The sequence below is a fragment of the Mediterranea sp. An20 genome (assembly GCF_002160055.1).
GTDB classification, from domain to species: Bacteria; Bacteroidota; Bacteroidia; order Bacteroidales; family Bacteroidaceae; genus Bacteroides; species Bacteroides avicola.
Window position 1 is genome coordinate 1 of sequence record NZ_NFJV01000041.1, and the last position, 22,905, is coordinate 22,905.

Sequence of the window (22,905 nt, forward strand, 5' to 3'; positions counted from 1 at the left end):
GAACAAACCAAAGAGTCCATTATCCGATTTATAGAAGGTAAGCTTCATCTGAGAGTAAACAGAGAAAAGACAACAGTCTCCTATGTCAAAGGTGTAAAATACTTAGGTTATTCCTTTTAAAGATTGTAAATAACACAATGACACTATTTTATCAGGAAAATGTTTGTCAATTGATTTTTTATGTTTACCTTTGCCGCCGAAAACGAACGGTTAACCAGCCATTAGTTCTTCTTTCTGTTTTTCCTCCTCTTTTCTTTTGCGTTCAATGCCTTCTGCACTTCGGGATGCTCTTTCCTGAATTTGGCAAAGGTGTCTCTTGAAACCTGAAAATGACAGCAGATGTCTGCCACCGATTTATCTTGCCTGAGCATTCTGACAATTTGTGCGGCATTGTCTACCAGTATGTTCCGCTTGGTGTAGCTGCCCGCTTTCCGTCCCAATGCGACGCCCTCGGCTTTCCGTAGGGCAAGTGCTTCACGGGTACGCAGCGAAATGAGGTTGCGTTCTATCTCTGCCACCAGTCCGAAGGCGAAACAAAGTACTTTACTGTTGATGGAGTTATCGAACGAATACCCTTCTTTGGTGGTGTACAAGTTGATGCCTTTCTCCAGGCAAAGCCCCATGATGCCCATGATGTCGGTGAGCGTGCGGCTTAGGCGCGATACTTCTGTGACGATGAGCGTGTCGCCCCGCTTCATCTGTTTCAACAATGTACCCAGCTTGCGGTCGTTTCCTTTTCGGCTTCCGCTGGCTACTTCCGTTACCCACCGGTCTATTACTAAATTCTTGTTTTCGGCATACCGCCGTATTTCCTCCTGCTGATTGGACAAGAACTGCTTGCCCGTACTGACTCTTAAATACGCTATTATCATATTGCATTGCTTTTGGGGTAATATATGATAATAAAGGAATAAGCAAGTACAGCCAACTATGACCGTATTCGGCAGGAAGTCCGGCAGATTGTCAAGAATGAGCTAACCCGGATTAAGACCGGCCCGGCACTATGCCACCTGATAAAAGACGAGGAAGAATATCCCTATTTAGTCGCTACTTTTGGAGGGGATTATTAAAGGTTTCAATTGGATGAACACCATCGCCGGCAGGATGTAGTCTTCCGCTCCGCCTGCCAGCACTTTGAGCGGACTGAGCCACGAGATGTAGTGAAACATCAAGTAGACGCCCATCCCGGCAAACATGCCGAGCGGCAATGTCCACATCTTAAAGAAACGCATGATTTTTTCTTTCATATCAAGCATCGTAATTTTGACAAAACAAAATTAAGGCAGGTAGCGGAGTATGTCGATACACGGATTACGGATTGGTATACCCATATCAACGGAAGGCCATCGCCCGGCTTATTCTATTTGCGTGCAGGGCAGTTCCATTTCCCCGAAATGAAGCATGGCATTGAACAGGCATATTTTCTGATATTGCTTTATTTCTTCTACGGGAATGTCCCGCTCGGTCAGGATTCCTTCGTCCAGCAATCGGGCTCTGTGGGTTCCCTTCAGCAACGGATGGGCAGGAGTGTACCAGTGCAGGCCGTCCCAAAGGGCGATGTTGGCAATGGAGGTGTCTGTCAAAAGACCGTTCCGGACAATCAGTATATCATCTGCTTTCCCTCGCTGCGCAAACAGGGAATCCAAAGTCGAACGGTCGGCATACTTGTACCGATAGTCGGCCGTGCTGCCCTCTATCAGTTTCAGGGTATGGACGGGACGTATCCGGTAGGGGAAATATTCGATGTCCAGAATGTCCTGTGCATAGGTTACGCGGCAACGGATGCGCCCTCCGTCTGTTTGCGGCGGGACGATGTAATCCTTCAGTTGCACGTCCGGCACGTTGCCGAAGAACTCCTTACGGGTGGCGTTCATCCGGAAGTCGTGGCGGGAGAGATGACGTGCTTCCCCCGCTTCCAGGCAAATGGTTTCAATAAATCGGCACATAAACTTTCTGTTTCATTTCTTCATATTCACTGCGTGCATCGCTTTGGAAGGTAATGCCCCCTCCGCTCTTGAAAGCCAGCGTCCCGTCTGTTCCCTGTTCGATGAAGCGAATCATCACGGCACTGTCCAAGTTTGTCCCGTCGAAATACCCCATCACGCCGGTATAGAATCCCCGCCGGTAGTTTTCCGCTTCCCGGATTATCTCGACCGTCTTCTTCTTGGGGGCACCGGAAATGGAGCCTGCGGGAAGCATGCCGAACAGCAGGGTTCCCAATAGTTCCCTGTAATTGCCCGGAAGCCGTCCGCGTATTTCCGAACTCATTTGCCACAAGGCTCCCCGGTGCGTACGGAGTTTGTCCAGATACCGGAAGCGTGTCACCGTCACTTCTTGCGAAAAGCGGCTCAGGTCATTGCGTATCAGGTCGGTTATTGTGGCGTGCTCAGCCGTTTCCTTCGGGTCATTCAGCAGTTGTTTGTCGGCATCGGGCAGGCTGGCGTCGATGGTCCCTTTCATGGGATAAGCGTAGATGTAGCCGTTGTGGATGCGCACAAACGTTTCGGGAGATGCCACGACAAACTTGTCTTTTATCCATAACTTATATCGTGCCCTTGCGTGTTCGAAAATCTGCAAGAGGGAAAGATTCGTCTCTATGGGAGTCAGGCAGGTCAGGTTGGTCAGGAATGAATTTCCGGCAAGGATGTTTCGCCGCACGATGTCGAACGACCGGCGGTAGGTTTCGAACGATTCCGGGTGCATGACCCAGCGTATCTCTTCAGGCATTTCCGTCTGCTTCTGTTTTTCCCTGTGACTGATGTCCGGAAATTCGAATTGCAGTTCCCTTACCGGCAAACTGTCCGTCGTTTCCACGAGACACTGTCCGGCTTCGAAGTCGGTCAGAAAGAAAAAGGCTTTCCGTGCCTGTGCCCATTCGTTCATCCGGCTGGCGGCCTGGGTGGAGTTGATGAATAATTGGTCGATGGTTCTCATATCGGTTGATGGCTTGTTCTATTTTCGGGGGGACAAAAGTAATCGTTTTTGTGTTTGGCGCAAATAAAAGAAACCGATAAGATGTGGGAGGAGTGGGCGAAATGAAAGTATTCATCATCACCCGTGACCCCAAGGGCTTTAAAGACTTCGACCTGCTTGTGATGTCGCCTTCCCAATTCATTGACCGCTGTACTGTGGGGGAAGTAAAGTAAGGCTGTAGTATAAAGAAAAGCATCCCCATGCCTCCACAGAGATGCTATATCATTCACGTATGTCAAGCCATTACAGCCTTGCTCCACCAACCATCTTCTCTACATCTTCCAGCGTGGCGTTGAAGAAGCGCTGCTCCTTGTTGAGCGAGCGCATCTGCTGCATTTCCTCGTCGGTCAGGGCGAAGTCGAAGATTTGGATGTTCTCTTTGATGTAATCAGGATTCGAAGCTCCGGGGATAACGGAGAAGCCCTCTTGGATGTGCCAGCGCAAGATGACCTGTGCCGGGGTCTTGCCGTGGGCTTCGGCGATTTTCTTTATCACAGGGCCTTTGAACAGGGCACCGTTGCTCATGGCACCTCCCAACGGAAACCAGCATTCCACCTGGATGCCTTCTGCTGCGGCTTTCTTGCGCATATCCACACGCTGGGCGTAGGGGTGGCATTCCATCTGGAGCACTTGGGGCTTGATGGTTGCTTCCTTCATGATGGTGTTCCACACCTCGTCGTTGGCATCGAAATTGCTGATGCCGAGGGCGCGCACTTTGCCCATTTTCACTGCCTTTTCCATGTCTTTCCATGCCCCGACAAAGTCACCCACAGGCTGGTGAACATAGAGCAGGTCAATGTAATCCAGTTGCATCCGTTTCAGCATCTCGTCGATGGCTTTCAATGTCTTGCCTTCGCCGTATTCCGTGGGCCAGAGCTTGCTGGTAATCCATATCTCTTCACGAGGTATGCCGCTTTCTTTGACGGCACGCCCTACGCCAGCCTCATCCTGATAGGCATGGGCGGTGTCGATGTGCCGGTAACCGGCTTTCAGTGCGGTGAGGCACGACTGTTCGCACACTTCATCGCTGGGCTGTAGGAAAGTGCCGAGACCAAAGCGGGGCATCTCCACGCCGTTGTTCAACTTGACTACGGGCACGCCGGCTGTAGTTGTTTTCTCTTGTGCACCGAGGGTACATGTGCTGCCGACCAACAAAGCGGCGGCAAGCAGGATTTGTTTGAATGTCTTCATACTGACTGTCATTTTATTAATGCTTCATAATTGTCTGTAAGAAACGGTCGAACCACGTCGTCCATTCTCCCCGCACGCCGAAGCCGTGGGGCCAGCCGTCGAGTACGTGCGATTCTACCTGTACGCCTGCCAGGCGAATTCATTATTTATTTGCTCTTACCATAACCACAAAGCCACTTCACCGTCTGCGGGTCGTAGTGCGAGAAGAACAGACTGTGTCCCAGGTCTAACTGGCGGATGCGCTGCATATCCTCGTCGCTCAGCGTGAAATCGAACACGTCGATGTTCTGTTCCATGCGCTCCTTGCGGACGGATTTCGGGATGACGATGACACCGCGCTGGAGGAGGTAGCGCAGGGCGGTCTGTGCCGCACTCTTGTTATACTTGGCACCGACGGCAATCAGTGTCTCGTTGCTGAAGAAGTTGTTGCGTCCCTCGGCAAACGGTCCCCACGCCATGATGTGCGTGCCATATTGCTGCATAATCTGCTGAGCCTCTATCTGCTGGTTGAACACGTGCGTTTCCACCTGGTTCACCATTGGAGGAATCTCGCTGAACTCCGCCAAGTCGATAAAACGGTCGGGATAGAAGTTCGACACGCCTATGGCGCGCAGTTTGCCTGCCTTGTAGGCTTCCTCCATGGCCCGCCATGTGCCGTAATAATCACTGAAAGGCTGGTGGATGAGCAGCAAGTCGATATAATCCGTCTGAAGTTTGCGGAGCGACTCGTCGATGCTGGCCTTCGCCCGCTCGTATCCGGCATTGGAAATCCATACTTTGGTGACGATGAACAGTTCATTGCGGGGCACTCCGCAGCTACGGATAGCATTGCCCACATTCTGCTCGTTGAAGTAGGCCTGCGCCGTATCTATCATCCGATAACCTACGCTGATGGCATCCCTTACGCACCGCTCGCATTCCGACGGTGACACCTGATATACTCCGTAACCCAACTGTGGCATTTCTACGCCGTTTCTTAATTTTACAGTTTCCATATATGCTTCTATTTTAATTGGTTTTCTGATATCGCAAAGATAGGGCGAACCGTGTCGCCCGTCCATACACAGATTACGGATTGTAGCACCAATTTCGACGAAAGTGAACGGCCGAACGGAGGCAGACGCCTTGTCGGGCCTTTTGCAGGAAACTGCCGAGCGATAAGCAGTAAATTGCCAGGCGATAAGCACTGAGCTTGTTATATATAAGAAGCAAACGCTTGTCTATCAGGCAGGAAATGACATCTTCGTCCTGACTTCTATTCGTTGTACGAAAGGTTACGCTGCGGCTATGGAGGTCAGCGCCGCTGTGTCCGTCTGTCTTTTAACGCCTGTTTTTGTACGTTTGGGTGGAAAGAGTGGTCATCGTATAGAAAAAAAGACTATCTTTAGGGCATCAAAGTGTTTGTATGGCAACAGTTCACTGTCACGGGCAGCCGACCGGACCAGAAACGCTTGGATGACGCATGGCAGAATCTTCCGGCTGTGCCAAGTTTGTCTGCATCTTTATAGCATGGAATATGATGGAAATAAGAACCGTTGTTGGAATATTAATAATAATGATTATGCATACACATCTATCTTTTTCTCAGGAGCATACGGAAAGACGTATGCCTGCTGTGGCCGGGCGTTTTTATCCGTCTGAACCGGATACACTGAGGGCAGAGGTGGCCAAATTACTGGCAGAAGCTTCCAAGGATGAAAAATCGTCCCGTGTGCAGGCGGTGATTGTCCCTCATGCCGGTTATGTCTTTTCCGGCCGTGTCGCAGCCCGGGCATTTGCCCGCATTGCACCTGAAACTTCCTACCGCCATGTTTTTCTGCTTGGTCCCAGCCATCATGCCGCTTTCGATGGAGCTTCCGTAGACGGGGCATGCGGCAGTTATGTCACTCCTTTGGGAGAGATACGTGTGGCCGGAGACATTTGTACGCAGTTATTGAAATCGGATGAGGTGTTCTGTTATCTGCCGAAGGCGCATGAGAAAGAACATTGTCTGGAGGTGGAATTGCCATTCTTGCAGGAGCGTCTTCACGATATGCCGTCTATAGTACCGGTGGTTGTGGGGACGCAGGACATCGAAAAACTTCGTCGTGTGGCCGAAGCGTTGCAGCCTTATTTTACGGCAGAGAATCTGTTTGTCATCAGTAGTGATTTTTCTCATTATCCTGATTATGACGATGCCTTGTCTGTAGACAAGGCCACGGAGGATGCCATCTTGTCTGCTTCTTTACACCAGTTTCTGAAAACGCTTGAAACAAATGCCGGCCGGCAGATTCCCCACTTGCTGACCAGTGCTTGCGGGCAGGCACCTATAGCGGTTTTGCTAATGCTGATTCAGCATTCTTCTGGTTTGCACATGGAACATCTGGCATATAGCAATTCCGGCGATTCGCCTTATGGGGGGCGCGACCAGGTGGTGGGGTATCATGCTTTTGCGGCGGTCAGGGAGGCAGAGGCCGAACCTTCATACCGTTCGGATACGCCGTTTGTGCTGACTCCGGAAGAAAAGCGGACGTTGCTTCAGATAGCCCGCCGGAGCATCAGCCGTAGTTTTACAGGCAGAGGGCAGTCTGTGCCGGATTCTTCTTTATTAACAGACAGTTTGCGTAAGGACTGTGGCGCGTTTGTCACCCTGCATCTGCACGGAAAGTTGCGTGGTTGCATCGGTAGTCTTACGGGGCGGCAACCGTTGCATGTCACAGTGGCCGGGATGGCACGGGCGGCAGCCTTTGAAGACCCCCGCTTCTGCCCTTTGACGGAAGAGGAGTTGGAGGAGGTGCAAATAGAAATCTCTGTGCTTTCGCCATTGAGGAGGATTTATTCTATCCGCGAGTTTGAATTGGGACGGCATGGCATTCTGATTGTGAAAGGCACCCGGAGAGGGACTTTCCTTCCTCAGGTGGCCGAGGAAACCCATTGGACGAAAGAAGAATTCCTGGGGCATTGTGCGCGAGACAAGGCCGGCTTGGGCTGGGAGGGCTGGAAAGATGCCGAACTGTATGTCTACGAAGCGGAGGTCTTCCATGAATGAAACGGAATATCGGTCTGATGCTGCGGGCGGGCATGAAGCCGGCTATTATGAGGCGATGACTCAGAAAGCGGTAGCCTGCCATCTCTGTCCGCACGAGTGCAGAATATGGGAAGGGAAAACCGGCCGTTGCCGGAGTCGTCGCAACCGGGACGGCTATTTATGGTCGGAGGCATACGGAAGAGTGTGTGCCTGTCAGGTAGATCCGATAGAGAAAAAGCCGTTGTTCCATTTCTATCCTGGCACAGACTGCTTCTCGCTGGCAGCTGCCGGATGTAACCTTTCCTGTCTGCATTGTCAGAATTGGGCGGTATCTCAGGCAGAACCGGCTGACGTGGAATCGCGTTTCCTGCTTCCCGACGATGTGGCAGGATGGGCTTCCCGGTGTGCTTGTCCAGTGGTGGCATATACGTACACGGAGCCGCTTACTTACCTGGAATATACGCGGGATTGCGCCAGGGCCTGTCGGGAAAGAGGACTGAAAAACGTTTTGGTTACTGCTGGCTATGTGAATGAAAAGCCTTTGGACGATTTGCTGCCGTATATCGATGCCGCCAATGTAGACCTTAAGTCTTTTTCTGATGACATTTACCGCTCTGTCAGCCATGCACATTTGGCTCCTGTACTGAGAACCTTGCAGCAGATGCGTGCGGCAGGTGTGTGGGTAGAGATAACCAATTTGCTGATTCCTGGAGTGAATGACGATGAGGAGATGATTCGTAACATGTGTGTTTGGCTCGTCGAACAGGGATTTGCCGATAATCCTCTTCATTTCAGCCGCTTCTTTCCGCAATATCGGATGCAGGACAGACCGCCTACCCCTGTCGTGACATTGCAAAATGCCCGGAAGGTGGCTCAAGAGTGCGGTTTGAAGTATGTGTATTTGGGTAATGTCGATTTTCCGGGAAGCGGAGATACGGTTTGTCCTCAGTGTGGTGCCCTGCTGGTGCGTCGTATCGGCTACCAGGTAGACACCGAAGGGTTTGATGGGCGCTGCTTCCGGTGTGGGGAAAGAATCTCAGGACGTTTCACGGACCTATAAAGACAAACGGCAGATAAGCTGATAGCAGGTGAGGTGTCGCCACTTTCAGCGGTCATATTGTTAATAGATTGAAAATTCGCAGGTTGGTTGAACAAAGCAGAAATACTTGGTGTTAGTAAGGCCCATTCCCGAGAAGAGTTCCGGCGAATGGCTTACAACTGATTGACTATTTATTTAATCAACCAAGTATAAGATGAAAAAGAGTTTTTTGATAGTTTTTTTGTGTGGTTTGATTCTCACAGCTTGCCAGCAAGAATGGGTGGATCCTTCCGAGATGGAAGAAAGCCGGATTGTTTTCAGGTTGCATGACGCAGCCTATGAGGGAGAGACGCTGAATCGGCAGGCAAGTGTGAAGAATACGGGTAAGATGTACGACCGCGTTGAATTTTATGTGGTAGATGAGGCTGGTCGTGTGGTTTCCAATTTAAAAGGATTTTATGATGCTTCCTCTTCGGCTATACAAGTCGAAGGATTACAGGAAGGAGAGTACACCTTGTTGGTGTTGGGCATCAAGGGTGATGAACGACAGGATGAGGTCTCTATCCGGAAGCTGCAAAGTTTGTCAGACCTTTGGCTGATCTTTCCCGAACATTTGTCGCGGCCTTTGCAAGCAGATTATTTTTATTCGAATACCCCTTTTTCTGTACATAAGGAACTGGGGGCAGACGGTTGGGAAACGGTGGTGTCGGCTCCTTCACTGGTTCGGCAGAAGCGCTTAGCGGGGCGGGTGGATTTCTCTTTCGCTTTTCGGAATCCGTATGTCCGTACTGCTGTGGTGCATAAGTCGGTGGATTGGAGCGAAGCTTCTTTCTTCACGGCTTTGTCGGGTGATGGTGGACTTTCGGGGGAAGCGAGGCTGAAGGTGTCTCCCTTGTCTCTTGATTCTGATACATCTTTCTGTCTGCTTCCCGTTTCGGATGGAGTCCCGTTGCAAGGTGAAGTTACAGTGCTGACACGCGATTACCGAGGCAATGAGGTGGAGCGGACGTTCGACTTCGAAATGGAACCGGTAGTTGGCAACCACATCCATCAGGTTCATACGCCGGTAGTCCATCCGGACGATGAGTCGGGGTTGATGTTTGTCACTACGCAGGCTTATGATGAAGGGAAACATGCACAGATCTTGCACGATGCAGAGCCGAAGGCGGTGTACACGGATGCCGGTCAGCGGTCGTTCAATACGTCCCGTCCCTTACAAGTCGAAGCTGTTGCTGATGGTCGTCTGCATGTACGCTTTTATTCTCCCCGTGCTTTGAAAGGGGTACTGATTCGCGCTCGTTTTCCATCGGTGAGCGACGAATATCTTGACCTGGCTTATTTTGATTCGATTCCTGCTTTTGCCGATTTCTATGCGCCAATTCCCCTCTTTTCTACCGGAGGTATGTATCGCACGGTTTCAGGGAAGTGGCTGAATTTGCCCTGTCTGGAAGCCGACCTGGCAAGTGAAGCAACCTTTGAAATCTCATCAGCTGATGCTTATTGGGAAAAGCTGCAGGCCATCCGTCATGGTTGGAACATTTCTTTCAACCTTTATGGCGGCGACCCTGACAAGCCCGATGGCGGGCCGGCCGGTAACTGGATGGGGATACGTCCGGTGCATTGTAGGGAGGTGGTGGCATTCTTTCTCAATTTTACGTATATGATAGATATGCCGCAGCATGAAGAGATACTGCGTGCCAACGAAGATCGTCTTTATGGCAATGGAGGAGTGACGGACAAAGTTACGGCAGAGACCGTGCTCAGGCAAATGCGTCAGGCACGTTCTATCCGTGTGGGATTGGTTTATACGGGTAACGGTGTACTTGGCTTGGGAGGAGGCGATGTGTTCGGTGCTTATCAGGGTGCCTGGCTGAATCATTATGCTGATGCGTATGCTTGTGAAATCATGTTTCACGAGTTGGGACACGTGATGGGATATAGTCATGATAGTTCTTTTACTTACGGCCCCTGGGCGCAAGAACTTATGAACCGTTTTTATGTGGACCATCTGCAAGAGATGCCCATCGATTCGTCCGATTATCTGAATAGTAAGAAAAATCCTTGTTTGTATCTATGAGAAAGAATCTTGTTTATCCGGTAATGGCTGCCGTATTGGTTGCTTGGGCGCTGTTTGTTGGGGGGTGTACAGTGGATGAATCGTCCCATTTTGCAGATGCGGCCGGGACTGTTGTTACTCGGCTGGAAGTGGAAAACCAACAGGAAAGCGACGGCTCGCATCCCGACGCTTATATCGGTTCCCTGCAAGGATTCCGTTTTGAGAACGGTGTACTGCAGGAGGTTATCACCGTGTTTCAGTCTGATGGTAACGGAGCCTATGTCTTTCATCCGCAACGTATAGAAGGTGAACTCTGTTTCCTGGCCAATGCAGGGGAAGTGGAAGCTTTGCAACACCTTTCGCCTTTGCGTTCGACGAAGGCAGAATTCTTATCGGTGCGAGCGGACCGCAGTGCTTTGGTCTCTCCAGAAGGACATGTGGCTCTGAGTGGATGGATGGATTTGGAAACTGCTTCGTCTGATGATGCTTCGGTTATGTTGAAGCGGAGTGTGGCGCGGATAGACTTGGCATCGTTTGAGCAAGGCGTGGAAGTGCTCTACGTGAAAGTGGCTGGTTTTTATCGCGAAGGATACCTGAATGTGCAGTCTGTCGTGACCACGCCTACCGATGCTCCAACCGAAGCGTTTGAGCAAGAATATGCCGACTTCAGTCTTCGGCGTGAGACATTGCTTTATTTACCCGAACAGGCGAATCAGCATATTCAGGTAGAGATGGTCGTGGCTTTTGACGGAGCGCAGCATCGCCTCTCGGCTACCTTGCCAGCGGTGATCCGCCGCAACACGGTTTATACCTTGTCGGTACATGGGCGGGGAGGGGCGCTGTCGGTGGATTTGGAGGAAGACGGATGGGAGTCTGGCGGGCAGGTGGAATCTGTTCCTTTGCTGAAAGGACTGGTAGATGTGGAAGCCTCCGATTTGTCTGAAGGTGTCCGTGTCAATACGTCTGGCGATAGCGTCTTTATCCCTTATGTGCGTACCGAGTCGCGTCTGGTTATCCGGGGTGAAGCCGGCACCCAAGTCAGTGTGGACGGACAGGTTGAAGGAGTCGTTGTGCAGCCTGTGTCTGGCAGGGGAATGCAGCAGATAGCACAGGTGGCTGTATCGACAGAAACCCGAATGCCTGGTACACGCGAAGCCTTTGTCTATCTTGACGTTTATCGGCAACAGGTATGTACGGGGCGAGTCGTTCTGGTGTTCGAACCAAGTCCTGTCCGGTTGGAAGGGCTGATACGTTTGGATACACAAGGCGTATGCGATTTTGACCGATACGTGGAGGGTGAGTTGGGGCGTCTGACACTGCCTCCGGGGAAGGTTGCCCGGTTGGAGTTTGATGAAGACGTTTCGAAGTGGATGAAGCTGGTACCCGATGACGGTGTCTATCGAATAGTGGGTGGCTGGAAACCAAATGACCCGCAGGCAGACGGACGTGTGCAGGAGGGACATCTGGTTATCATGGACGAAGACGGACGCAACAGGGAGGTTTATCCGATACGTCGCCGTAATTGGGGGCTTCCTGTGGTCTATATCAATGGAACCTGGTGGTGTAAGTATAACCTGCGTGGCAATGTAAAGAACTTCAGCGACCAGGTGCCTATCGGGGCGGACCCTGCGCCGGATGCCGATTTGGCTGCTTACTTGAACCAATGTTCGGAAGAGGAATTGTTGGCGTTGTTGGGATATCAGTACCAGGCTGGTTATCCAGACGGTTATCCGCTGAAACACAACGGAACGGCGTTTTATTATGAAGGCATACGTGCATCGGCCGGCAATTTTGGTACGATGGTTCCCGAAGACATGGCTCCCGACGGCTATCGTGTGCCTGCTTATGAAGATTATGCCTTCTTTGCAGGAAGCAATGATTTCAATCTTGGCGGACAAGGTACGCATACGTATCGTAATGCCGAGGGAGAGGAATTGAGCGTGACCATTACCGAGCGCAATGTTTCGTTGGAAGGTCATCCGTATGGTATCATTGCATTCTACGACTTCCAGTATAAGGGCGCGCATTGGGTGCTTTGCGGTCTGGGGCATCAGTGGAATACCGAGCCGGGAAGCATTGCGCGTATGTCGCTGTTGCTGGCCACGCAGGGCGATGCTGCCCGCACCTGGATGATGGAAGGATATGCCCACACGGAGAAACCCGGCGAGAATTGGCTGAAGTTCGTGGCGCACAACAACCAGAAAACGCGTGTCATACGCTGTGTGAAGAAACCGGTGGAATATATATATGAGTAAAGTAAAAAGATTGTTGAATGGAAAAACAAAGACTATGAAGAAGTTTAGAAGTATACCTGTCGCATGGATAGGAAGTGTATGGTGTGGAATGTTGGCAATAGTTGCCTGTACCGATGTGGACCACCCAGGTGTTAACGAACCGGCTGCTCATCCGGTAGTCCGGGCCAATATTGCAGCTTACGAGCAGCAGGGTGAAGCCATGGAAGGAGAGAATAAGGTGAATAATGTTCAAGCGTGCCAGTTCATAGACGGGACAATGGCAGAAGTTTACGGCAATTTGTCCTTCGACGGCTCGTCATGTGACGTGCCCCTGACACGCTATGAAGGCTCGCTTTACGTGTTGGCCAATACGGAAGGAGTGATTGACCTGAAGGCTTTGCAGGAGCAGAACATGACGGAAGAAGAGTGGAAAAAGACGGTGGTGGGCTTGAAGGAAGGCAAGGAAGTGGCTTTCTTCAGCGGTAGCCTGGATTTGGAGGGACAGGACAAGGCGCAAGTAGTGCTTCCTCTTTCGCTGAAAAGGGGAGTGGCCCGCTTCGACATGCAGATGCAAGTGGCTGGTACTATAGAGGTCAAGAGTTTGACAATGAAGAATGTGGCCAGAGAGACTCATCTGTTTGCACGTCCAGACGTCCATTCGCCCGACGGAGTGACGCGGCGTGATACCACCGTGACGTTTGCTCAACCACTTACGACGGACACCCCCGGCGTGTTCTATGCCTACGGACAGGCCAACGACGGGGTGGAGGTGAGTGTGACGGCAGTTATAGATGGAGAAGAAAAAACGTTGACGAAGCGATTGTCCGAACCTGTCTTGCGCAATACGGTAAATAAAATTATTGTTCGCAAAGACTACATTAGCGTCAGCTTGGATGTGACTTTTGATGAATGGGAGCCGGGGCATGATACGGAACTGGATGCCCAACATCAGACTGGCCGTCTTTGACCGACCTTGTGCATTATCGTACTGGGTACATGCCCGTAATATTGGGAATCTGAATGTTAAATGTTTAGGGGACGGCAAGTAGAAACTGTCCGTTCCTATGGAAAATATAACAGATTTAAGATGAAAACCTATATATATTCTATCGGCTTATTCTTTATGCTATGTTTTTGCACGGCTTGTTCCGAATCTTGGGAGCAGGTGGAAACACCGGCGGCAGATATATCGGAAGTACGTATTGGCTGGTCGCCTTACCATGCTTCCGGAGGAGGGACTGCCTCTCTTCCCGCTGAAGAGGAGATTACGTCGATGAAGGCTTATCTCTTTGAAGGCGGTGTTTTGAAGAAAGTCTACGATCCGTCGGCGGTACCGGGGCACTCAGCCTATCGACTCTTACTCGACCGCCGGCCGGCAGGAACCCTTTATGTTGTGGCCAACGAAACTCCGTCTGTCGCAGAAAACCAGACGCAGGAAGACGACTGGCTGCAGACGTTGCTGACTGCCGATACTCCGCAGGCACCTCTCTTCTTTACCGGAAAGCTGGATAAAGAAGACTTTGCCTCGGGGCAATCTTCGCTGCCTTTGACGCTGACCCGAGGTATGGCCCGTTTTGACTTCCGGATAAAAGTGGCAGAAGAAACAGTCGAAGTCAGGCATTTTGCCATACGCAAGGTAGCGCAGCAGGGTTTCCTGTTTCCTGGTTCCACGGTACGCTCTCCGGAACAGGTGTCCAAAGCCGACCGGATAATCTGCACTGCTCAGAATCCGCTGACGCGCGACTCCTTAGGCGTGTGCTACGCTTATGAGCAAGTCAATCCAGACTTGGCAGTCAGCTTGCAGGCTGTAATCGGCGGACAGGATTACCGTTTTGATGTCTCTCTTCCCGATACGGTGCGCAGAAACACGGTCTATGCCATCATTTTGCGCAAAGACGTGCTGGACGTAGAGGCAGAATTGACTGTCGAAGACTGGGGGCAGGGAATGGATACACCGCTTTATCCCGACCTGACGGAGCGTCCGCGTGTTGATGTCTCGGCCTCCGAATTGCCAGACGGAGTAGAAGTCGCGGCATCGGCCGATACTGTCTTCCTGCCTTACGGACCTACGGAAATGGTGCTTGCCGTGGCGTGCAACGACGAACTGGAATTGCTCTCTTCTTCCGCTTTGCTTGCCATCGAGCCTTTGCCGCGTGAAGGCATTTTCAACGGGCTTCAGCGTTTCCGCATCCGTAAATCCCTTTATCCGCCCAATTATCCTGCTTCCGAAGTGCTTCTGCACTTCCGGCGTAAAGGAATGCAGCATGCATATCCGGACGATGTCCTTGCGTTGTGCCTGGCTGCCAATCCCAGCCGGATTTCGGGCAAGATAGATTTTACTGTCGGTGATTATGATTTTGACTTCGACCGTTACATCGACAATGAACTGGCCGTATTTACCTTGCCTCCCGATAAGGAACTGGTGGCAGAATACGAAGCTGACGAAGACCCCTGGATAAAACTCGCTCCCGTTGACGGTCAGACGGATGCATACCGGGTCTTGGCAGGCTGGAAGCCCAATGACCCTACCGCCAACGGACGCAGGCAGAGTGTCAGGCTGGTCATACGCAACCGCGACGGCTCCGGCCGGGAGGAATATACGGTGTCGCGCCGCAACTATGGACTGCCAGTTATTTGGTTTCATGGCATCTGGTGGTGCAAATACAATGCACGTGGCCGTTCCCGTTCGTTCGACGACCAGATTCTTTCTTCGGACGACCCGGCACGCCAGGCGGGACAAACTCTCTTCCAATATCTTGAATCGTGCACTGCCAACGAGTTCTTCGATCTCTGGAAATGGGAGTATCAGGGCGATAGCGGCGAGGGCTTGCAGGTGGTAGACCGCGATGGAAAAGCTGTGCTCGACCGTTACAACCACCAGGTCTCGGTACATATCAACCGCTTGCCTGCCGATGCCTTGTCGCCCGAGGGGTATGAACTTCCTTCGATGGATGATTATAACCGGCTGTTTGACGCAACGGATTATGTCTGGGTAATGTGGAACGGCACCCATACCCTGCGTACACCTTGGGAAGGACACAGCCTGGTGAAGCGTGTGCAGAAAAGGCGGAATGATGTGCAGGTAGGCAGCGTACCGGTAAGCAACCTGATATATATCGCCATGTCAAGCCCCGATTTTCCGGAGCAGGAGCCTATTGTGTGGTATGGACCGGCTTCGCAATGGAACGATAGCGAAGGCGTCTTTCACAACGGCCATTACAACAACCTGCTTTTGGGGGTACATTCGCCCGAAGGTTCCGGTTGGTTCATAGCCGGGGGAATGGATAATCTGTATCTGCATAAGAATGCCGGCAGTGCCAAAGATACGCGGGTCTTGCGTTTCCGTAAGTCTCCCGTGGAGTATGTGTATGGAGTGGAGTGATTGTGCCTGATGTCATCACGGCTTGTATGCCTCTGCGTATCGTATTGATAGGCAGACAGTTGTCTCTAATATATAAAAAGCCTGCTTCTTGTAGCTTAGAAGCAGGCTTTTTATTGCTTGAAATCTTGTTCCTTATCGTTTGGAAGTTTGCGGAGGACAATGGATTACTGTTGTTCTCTGCTATATGGGCCCGTTTTTACAAGTAGAAGGTCGCTACCAACGCATACCCCAATGCCACGGATACCCCCGTAGCGATTAGTCCGGGCATCATGAACGAGTGGTTCAGTATGTACTTGCCGATGTGTGTGCTACCGGTACGGTCGAAGTTGATGGCGGCCACTACGGTAGGATAATTGGGAATGAAAAAATATCCGTTGACAGCCGGAAACAAGGCTATCAGCAGCCACGGCGATATGCCTAAGCTGATGCCTAAGGGCAAGAGAGCGCGGATAGTGGCTGCCTGGCTGAACAGCAGGATGGACATAACGAACAAGGCAATGCCGAAGAGCCAGGGCATTTGGGTAACTATTTGCTCGATGGAGCCTTTCAGTTCTGCCATGTTTCCGTTGATGAATGTGTCGCCCATCCATGCAATGCCGAAGATGGCCACAACGGCTTGCATGCCTGCCAGAAACACTGAACCTTGGGCAGCTTTCAGGCCATCAGTGCGGGTAACAAGCAGAATCAGGGTAGCAGCGGTCAGCATCAGAATTTCTATGATGTGAGACATCTGCATGGGCGTTTCTCCTGTGGAGGTCGTGAAAACGGGACGCAGACTTTCCACCGAACCGAAGAGGACAATGCCTGCCGTGGCTGCCAGGAAGAGAATGACTGCCCATAGGGCTTTCCGCTGATTGGATACCTGGCGGGTTGTGCCGGATGCTGCCTTAAATTCTCCTCGTTCTACCCGGCGCAGAAATTCCGGGTCTTTCTCCAGTTCTTTTCCTACGCGCAGCGAATACAATGCTCCTGCCAGGACACCTGCCAAGGTGCAGGGCACGGCTATAATCAGAATATCCATCAGTGAGATTCCGAAGCCTGCCAGCATACTGAGCAGAGCTACGGTTGCCGCAGAGATAGGACTGGCTGTAATGGCTTGTTGGGAGGCAATGACTGCAATGGCCAGTGGACGTTCCGGGCGGATTTTGGTTTCTGTGGCCACTTCGGCTATGACAGGCAGTACGGAATAGGCCACATGGCCTGTGCCAGCTACGAACGTAAAGAGATAAGTGACCAGAGGGCTGAGCAGGGTGATGTGTTGCGGATGTTTCCGCAAAAGTCTTTCAGCCCATTTTACCATCAAGTCCAGTCCGCCTGCCGCCTGCATGCAGCTGGCGGCGGCAATGACGGAAACGATCATGAGCATTACATCAATAGGGGGGGCGGTAGGGGCCAGTCCGAAACCAAAAGTCAGCACGGCCAGTCCGGCTCCGCCCAAGACGCCCAGTCCGATGCCTCCTAAACGGGCACCGATGACAATGGCTGTGAGGACAAAAAGCAACTGTATAAGCATCTCGTAAATGTTTTCAATTTTGTTTCGCGGACAAAGGTAATAAAACAAGACGAGATTCCTGAAATTTTCAGCCGATGAGGCTTGCTATTTTTTTCTTATCAGCTTGCGGCAGTTGCTGTTCTAAGTGTTTTTCTATCATCGTGCGCGATTCTTCGGGAGTACATCCGACAGTTTGTAGTTGTCCGTAAAGAGTTTCTGGGGTCGTGTAGCGGGCTACTCCCCATCCGTAGGGGTGTCCGTGCCGGTCTGTATAGTATTCGAAGTCGGCAATCACAATGTGCAACCCCATCATGAGCCGGGTGAGGATAGAATCCAATGATATTTTCTGATGGATAGGGCATACATCTGCGAGGTCTGTAGCTTCCCGTTGTCGTTTTCCTCGCGTAAAACCCAGCATCCGGCGTAATTCTTTTACCGTTGCGCTTCCTTCGCTGATGAGTGTTTGCAGCACAATATCGTCCAACGCCGCCGTATCTTCGTCTTTGGCATAATGACGTGAGCGGCGATAGTTGGCCAGGTGTGGCAGCCAGTCTAAGCTGACATAGCCGGCTTTTTTATTGAACAGTTTGCCATAGGCGCAATGTCCTTCGCGGATGACCGGTCCTTTCCACTCCCACGGTCCTTCTTCTTCGTTTGAAAACCAATATTCCCCAGCGGTGCGCTCTTCGATGGAGAATCCCGGAATGCCGCAGCGGAAGAACGGCAGGAATCCCCATTGCAAGATTTGCTGCTCCATGTCTTCCGCGCAGCGTATTTTGTCTTCAAAAAGAGTCATTTCTTTAGCTCCAGTCCGTCTTTAAAGGCATTTCCCACTTTTTCACCCACAGCCAGATAGGCATTGTGTACAGGGTCGAAAGTGATGGCGTGAAGTTTGCCTGGGTCTATTTTCCCTTTATCGTCCAGAATGCTCTCATCGGCCGAGACATTGATTATTTTTCCTACCAGGTGGCACGTTTCCGGGTCGTAAGATAATAGTTCACACTCCACGGCCATCGGCAGTTCTGCAATGAGGGGAGCATTGACGAATTCCGATGCGATGGCATGAAAGCCTGCATGAGCAAACTTGTCCGGTTCTTTGTTGCCAGATACGATGCCTACATAATCGCAGGCTTTGAGTTGTTCAACAGTACCCATGCTTACCGTGAAGGCGCGGGTGGCCAACAGATTCTTTACACTTTTGTGGCCTGCGCTGAGGCATAGGTTGATTTGGTCGTCGTAGTCAATGCCGCCCCAGGCTGCATTCATGGCATCCGGGTGTCCTTTCTCGTCGTAAGTAGCGATGATGAACACAGGTTGTGGATAGGTCCATGGTTTGGCTCCAAAATTTTTTCTCATGATATAATTCTCCTATTGAAAATAAACAAGCTGTTGCAAAGTTACGCTTTTGTGTGAAAAAAAAGCACCCTTAACGGATGCTTTTCTTCGTATTTCATTATTTTTGCCAGGTCAGATAGATAACTCTCTCAGGACGTTGACCAGTTCTTTTTTGATGGGTTTGTCTTTCTTGATGGCTTTGATAAACGGTACATAAACCACTTCATCGTGGTCAATGCCAATCATTACGTTACGTTGGCCTTCCATGATGGCGTCAATGGCGGCTGCTCCCAATCGGCTGGCCAGAATGCGGTCGTGTGCCGTGGGACTTCCACCTCGTTGCAAGTGTCCCAGAATGGTTACACGTACATCATATTGCGGATATTCATTCTTTACACGTTCGGCGTAGTGCATGGCTCCTCCTGTCAGTTCACTCTCGGCTACCAATACGATACTACTGTTCTTTGATTTGCGGAAACCGTTCTTGATGAATTCCTCCAACTGGTCGACTTCGGTGCTGAATTCAGGGATGATGGCAGCTTCGGCACCTGAGGCAATGGCACCGTTCAATGCCAGGAAACCGGCATCTCGCCCCATGACTTCCACGAAAAACAGACGTTCGTGTGAGGTGGCCGTATCGCGAATCTTGTCCACTGCATCCAGAATGGTGTTAAGGGCTGTGTCGTAGCCGATGGTGGTATCTGTTCCGTATAAGTCGTTGTCAATGGTGCCGGGCAATCCTATGCAGGGCACGTCAAATTCTTCGGCAAAAATGCGGGCACCTGTCAGCGAACCATCTCCACCAATGATAACCAAGGCATCAATGCCTTCTTTCTTCATGTTGTCATAAGCCAGCTGCCGGCCTTCGGGGGTAGTGAATTCCTTGCAGCGGGCTGTTTTCAGGATTGTACCTCCTAATTGGATGATATTACTTACGTTCTGACTTTTGAATTCTTTAATTTCTCCTGTTACCAGTCCTTTGTAACCTCTGTAGATCCCTTTTACTTGCAGGCCGTTGTAGATAGCGGCGCGTGTTACGGCGCGGATGGCGGCGTTCATGCCGGGAGCGTCACCTCCCGACGTTAAAATACCAATGCATTTTACTGCTCCCATGATGTATTTTATTTTAGAATTAGTGATTATCCTTGCGTCTTTTTTTGTCTTTCCGACTTTGCAAAGATACGAAAAAGCTGAAGCCTTCGGCAAGATTTTGCATTAATTTGCTGTTTTATTATTCGTCATGTCGTATCACGTAGTCTGTACACTCCTCATAATGGCAGGAGAATATCCATGCGCTCAACCTTCCCCATAGGCTTGGGCAGGATATAACAGACTCTGGCTTGATATAGTCAAGCCTTTGAGCAACCTAAAGTGGCACTTTAGCGGCGTAACATGGCATTTTAGCAGCGTAACATGGCATTTTAGCAATGTAACCTGGTGTTGGGTGAAGGATGAATCTCTTCTACAGAAAAGTTGGCATACACATCCTTCACACCTTCACGAGCTTGTAAACAATTGTATGCAAATGAGTTGTTGTGAAAGCAAATCCTTCACACTCTGCTTCGTGCATGTACGTTGCATGTCAAGTGCGAAGATGCTGCTTTCACAGCATTCTATTGGTATGCAGGATATTAGGAGGTGTGAAAGCATGAGAATCTAAATCTGGAAAATCCGTGTAATCCGTCCCTGATGGAAAGATTCATCCGATTTTCGTTTCAATGGCTTGCATGATTTCTTCCATCAGCCATTTGGGGGTTGAGGTGGCTCCGCATACTCCGATGGAACGTGTTCCGGCTATCAGAGTTGGGTCTATCTCTTCCACATTGTCTATGAGGTGAGAGTTCGGGTTTACTTTCAGGCATTCGCTGAACAGCATTTTGCCATTGGAACTTTTTTTCCCACTGACAAAGAATATCAGGTCGTGCGAAGCCGCAAATTCTCGTATGTTGGGGATGCGGTTGGCCACTTGCCGGCAGATGGTGTCGTAATATTGGAACGTCAGATGGGGGGCGATATGGGCTTGGATATATTCCACTATTTCACGGAATTCATGGAGTGACTTAGTGGTTTGCGAGTACAGGCGTATGCTTTTGTTGAAGTCAAGTTGCTTGGCTTCTTCCAGACTTTCTATGACAATGGCTTTTCCTGCTGTCTGTCCTACCAGTCCTAATACTTCGGCATGTCCGCTTTTGCCATAAATGACAATTTGCTTTTCCGGGTCGTCAGTACGGTTGTACTCTTGTTTGATGCGTTTTTGCAATTGCAGTACCACGGGGCAGGTGGCATCGATGATTTCGATTTGGTTCTTCCGTGCTGTTTCATAGGTCTCAGGCGGCTCACCGTGGGCACGCAGCAACACCTTAGCATGATGCAGGCGGCTGAATTCTTCGTGGTTGATTGTGATGAGTCCCATGGCTTTCAGGCGTTCTACCTCGCGGCTGTTGTGTACGATGTCGCCCAGGCAGTAAAGGGTTCCTCCTTTAGCCAGTTCCTCTTCTGCCTTGTGTATGGCTGTCACCACGCCAAAGCAGAAGCCCGAGCTTTTGTCAATTTCTACGTTTGCCATATTGTTATGTTTTCTATTCGTTCAGGCTTTCTCACATATCCGGTAATATGCTTGCAGCAACCATTCTTTTTGTTGGGCAATGCTTAGGTGGCTGTTGTCTAACAGCAAAGCATCATCGGCACGGCGCAGAGGGCTGACTTCGCGGTGCTGGTCTATGTAGTCACGTTGTTTCACATTCTCCAGGATGTTTTCATAATCAGCCTCCTGTCCTTTGTTCTTTAATTCATCATAACGGCGTTGGGCACGTATTTCGGGCGATGCGGTGACGAATATTTTCAGTTCGGCGTCGGGAAACACGGTTGTTCCGATGTCACGTCCGTCCATTACGATGCCTTTCTCGCGGCCCATTTCCTGTTGTTGGGCCACAAGTGCCTGGCGTACAAATGGCAAAGCGGCAATAGGACTGACGTGAGCGGATACCTCCATGTTGCGGATTCTGTTTTCTACGTTGACGCCGTTCAGATAGGTGTCCGGTCGTCCGGTTGCCGGATTTATGCGGAAAGTAATGTGGATGTGTGGCATCTCTTTTTCCAAGCGGTCTGCATTCGGTTCATTCCCTTCAAACAGTCCGTTCTCAAGGGCATAAAGGGTAACGGCGCGGTACATGGCGCCACTATCTATATATATGTAGCCTATTTCTTTGGCCAGGTCTTTAGCCATGGTACTTTTCCCGCAGGAGGAAAAGCCGTCGATTGCAATGGTTATTTTCTTCATAAACTGAATTTTTGCACAAAGATAGGGGTTTATCTGCTATTTGCAGGCTTAGAGGATTATTTTTCTTCGGATTACTGTGTGGCGGGATTTTCTTGCCGGTAGGCATGTACGGTTGAAGGTGGTTGCGGGTTGTGTAAGTTAACAAACTTTGCATGTTGGGATAGAGGCTTTTGTTAGGAAAAGCGTATCTTTGCAAAAAAAAGGAATATGAGTGCTAAACGGTTGATTACTTGCTTTGTTTGTGGAATTTGCTGCTCTCTGGTATGGGCACAGCAGAGGAAAGCTCAATCGGTAGGTAGACGTGCCGATTCTGTAAGGGTGGAGTGTGGAATGGATTCTTGCCGGATAGAGGTGATTCCAGATTCTGTCGGTCGGAATGACTTATGCCGATGGGATAGTTTGCACTATTCTTTAAGGCAGCAGAAGTCTTTCGAAAAGGTTTTTCACTTCCAATATGATGCCTTTCGGGAGCAGATGAAAGAGCCTTGGTTAGGAGACCTTTTGCGGTGTATCTTGTTTTAGGATGTTTTCTATCTTGCTTATAAACATTGTGTGGCTGGGAGAGGGGCTTCTGAGCGATACCTTGGAAGTAAATTCGTAAGCTATACGAAGCCGATTGCTAAGCTATACGAAGCCGATTGCTTATATATAAGAAAGAATTTGCTGCTCTCTTACAGAATCTGCTTCTTCACTTTTTCTCCCTTATATATTATATAATAATGTGTCCATCTTTCCCCCTTCCCGTTCTCCCGCCAGTTGCCTTGTTCTTGTAACTAACTTGTTATCAGTGTATTTACAAAATATTTTTATAATTTTCGGAAAAAACCTTTGTGAGTATTTGGTGTTTGTGGGAATAAGGTGTACTTTTGCACCCGCTTTCAGCAAGGGAGCGTCGCTGTTTGAAAGGTTTGTTTCG

The 22,905-nt window shown here is 50.3% G+C and carries 19 protein-coding genes; 6 read left to right on the forward strand and 13 right to left on the reverse strand.

Going from position 1 to position 22,905, the window contains the following annotated elements:
- Positions 1 to 221: 221 nt before the first annotated feature.
- From B5F34_RS15985 to B5F34_RS16010, 6 genes are all read right to left on the reverse strand, one after another.
- Positions 222 to 872: a recombinase family protein gene (locus B5F34_RS15985; RefSeq protein ID WP_087340783.1), complete on the reverse strand. Its 651-nt coding sequence runs from the start codon at positions 870 to 872 to the stop codon at positions 222 to 224.
- Positions 873 to 1,040: 168 nt separating this feature from the next.
- Positions 1,041 to 1,247, reverse strand: coding sequence for a hypothetical protein (locus tag B5F34_RS15990; RefSeq protein WP_140393022.1), 207 nt, complete (start codon positions 1,245 to 1,247; stop codon positions 1,041 to 1,043).
- A 108-nt stretch (positions 1,248 to 1,355) separates the two neighbouring features.
- The gene (locus B5F34_RS15995) at positions 1,356 to 1,946 is read right to left on the reverse strand and encodes an aminotransferase class IV family protein (protein WP_087340785.1); all 591 of its coding nucleotides are present in this window, start codon (positions 1,944 to 1,946) and stop codon (positions 1,356 to 1,358) included.
- Positions 1,930 to 2,934: an aminodeoxychorismate synthase component I gene (locus B5F34_RS16000; protein WP_087340786.1), complete on the reverse strand. Its 1,005-nt coding sequence runs from the start codon at positions 2,932 to 2,934 to the stop codon at positions 1,930 to 1,932. Before B5F34_RS16000 ends, B5F34_RS15995 begins: the two co-directional genes overlap by 17 nt.
- Positions 2,935 to 3,216: 282 nt before the next feature.
- Entirely contained in the window at positions 3,217 to 4,164 is a 948-nt protein-coding gene (locus tag B5F34_RS16005) for an aldo/keto reductase (RefSeq protein WP_239449012.1), read from the reverse strand.
- Positions 4,165 to 4,310: 146 nt separating this feature from the next.
- Positions 4,311 to 5,159: an aldo/keto reductase gene (locus B5F34_RS16010; protein ID WP_087340787.1), complete on the reverse strand. Its 849-nt coding sequence runs from the start codon at positions 5,157 to 5,159 to the stop codon at positions 4,311 to 4,313.
- Between the two features lie 566 nt (positions 5,160 to 5,725).
- Between B5F34_RS16010 and amrB the strand changes: the two genes are divergently transcribed.
- The 6 genes from amrB (at position 5,726) to B5F34_RS16040 (ending at position 15,882) form a co-directional block, all read left to right on the forward strand.
- Positions 5,726 to 7,192, forward strand: coding sequence for an AmmeMemoRadiSam system protein B (gene amrB, locus B5F34_RS16015; protein WP_239449013.1), 1,467 nt, complete (start codon positions 5,726 to 5,728; stop codon positions 7,190 to 7,192).
- On the forward strand, positions 7,185 to 8,231 hold the full coding sequence (gene amrS, locus B5F34_RS16020; protein ID WP_239449014.1) for an AmmeMemoRadiSam system radical SAM enzyme: 1,047 nt from the start codon (positions 7,185 to 7,187) through the stop codon (positions 8,229 to 8,231). Before amrB ends, amrS begins: the two co-directional genes overlap by 8 nt.
- A gap of 193 nt (positions 8,232 to 8,424) precedes the next feature.
- Positions 8,425 to 10,287 (forward strand): hypothetical protein, encoded by a 1,863-nt coding sequence (locus tag B5F34_RS16025; protein WP_087340788.1) that lies wholly within the window; start codon positions 8,425 to 8,427, stop codon positions 10,285 to 10,287.
- A complete protein-coding gene (locus tag B5F34_RS16030; protein WP_087340789.1) occupies positions 10,284 to 12,521 on the forward strand; it encodes a hypothetical protein in 2,238 nt (745 codons plus the stop codon). Before B5F34_RS16025 ends, B5F34_RS16030 begins: the two co-directional genes overlap by 4 nt.
- Before the next feature lie 34 nt (positions 12,522 to 12,555).
- On the forward strand, positions 12,556 to 13,467 hold the full coding sequence (locus B5F34_RS16035) for a hypothetical protein (protein WP_087340790.1): 912 nt from the start codon (positions 12,556 to 12,558) through the stop codon (positions 13,465 to 13,467).
- Between the two features lie 120 nt (positions 13,468 to 13,587).
- Positions 13,588 to 15,882 carry a hypothetical protein gene (locus B5F34_RS16040; protein ID WP_087340791.1) on the forward strand — a complete coding sequence of 765 codons (2,295 nt, stop codon included), beginning with the start codon at positions 13,588 to 13,590 and terminating at the stop codon, positions 15,880 to 15,882.
- A gap of 196 nt (positions 15,883 to 16,078) precedes the next feature.
- Here B5F34_RS16040 and B5F34_RS16045 read toward each other — a convergent pair whose 3' ends face one another.
- The 7 genes from B5F34_RS16045 to B5F34_RS17780 all read right to left on the reverse strand — a co-directional run.
- On the reverse strand, positions 16,079 to 17,395 hold the full coding sequence (locus B5F34_RS16045; protein ID WP_087340792.1) for an anaerobic C4-dicarboxylate transporter: 1,317 nt from the start codon (positions 17,393 to 17,395) through the stop codon (positions 16,079 to 16,081).
- Between the two features lie 67 nt (positions 17,396 to 17,462).
- Positions 17,463 to 18,170 carry a hypothetical protein gene (locus tag B5F34_RS16050; RefSeq protein WP_087340793.1) on the reverse strand — a complete coding sequence of 236 codons (708 nt, stop codon included), beginning with the start codon at positions 18,168 to 18,170 and terminating at the stop codon, positions 17,463 to 17,465.
- Positions 18,167 to 18,730, reverse strand: coding sequence for a flavin reductase (locus B5F34_RS16055; protein ID WP_087340794.1), 564 nt, complete (start codon positions 18,728 to 18,730; stop codon positions 18,167 to 18,169). Before B5F34_RS16055 ends, B5F34_RS16050 begins: the two co-directional genes overlap by 4 nt.
- A gap of 111 nt (positions 18,731 to 18,841) precedes the next feature.
- Positions 18,842 to 19,822, reverse strand: coding sequence for a 6-phosphofructokinase (gene pfkA, locus B5F34_RS16060; protein WP_087340795.1), 981 nt, complete (start codon positions 19,820 to 19,822; stop codon positions 18,842 to 18,844).
- 586 nt (positions 19,823 to 20,408) lie between these two features.
- Positions 20,409 to 21,275: a 4-hydroxy-3-methylbut-2-enyl diphosphate reductase gene (locus B5F34_RS16065; RefSeq protein ID WP_087340796.1), complete on the reverse strand. Its 867-nt coding sequence runs from the start codon at positions 21,273 to 21,275 to the stop codon at positions 20,409 to 20,411.
- Between the two features lie 21 nt (positions 21,276 to 21,296).
- On the reverse strand, positions 21,297 to 21,989 hold the full coding sequence (cmk, locus tag B5F34_RS16070; protein ID WP_087340797.1) for a (d)CMP kinase: 693 nt from the start codon (positions 21,987 to 21,989) through the stop codon (positions 21,297 to 21,299).
- A gap of 702 nt (positions 21,990 to 22,691) precedes the next feature.
- On the reverse strand, positions 22,692 to 22,905 hold a 214-nt coding region (locus B5F34_RS17780), incomplete at its 5' end, for a hypothetical protein (protein WP_204245629.1).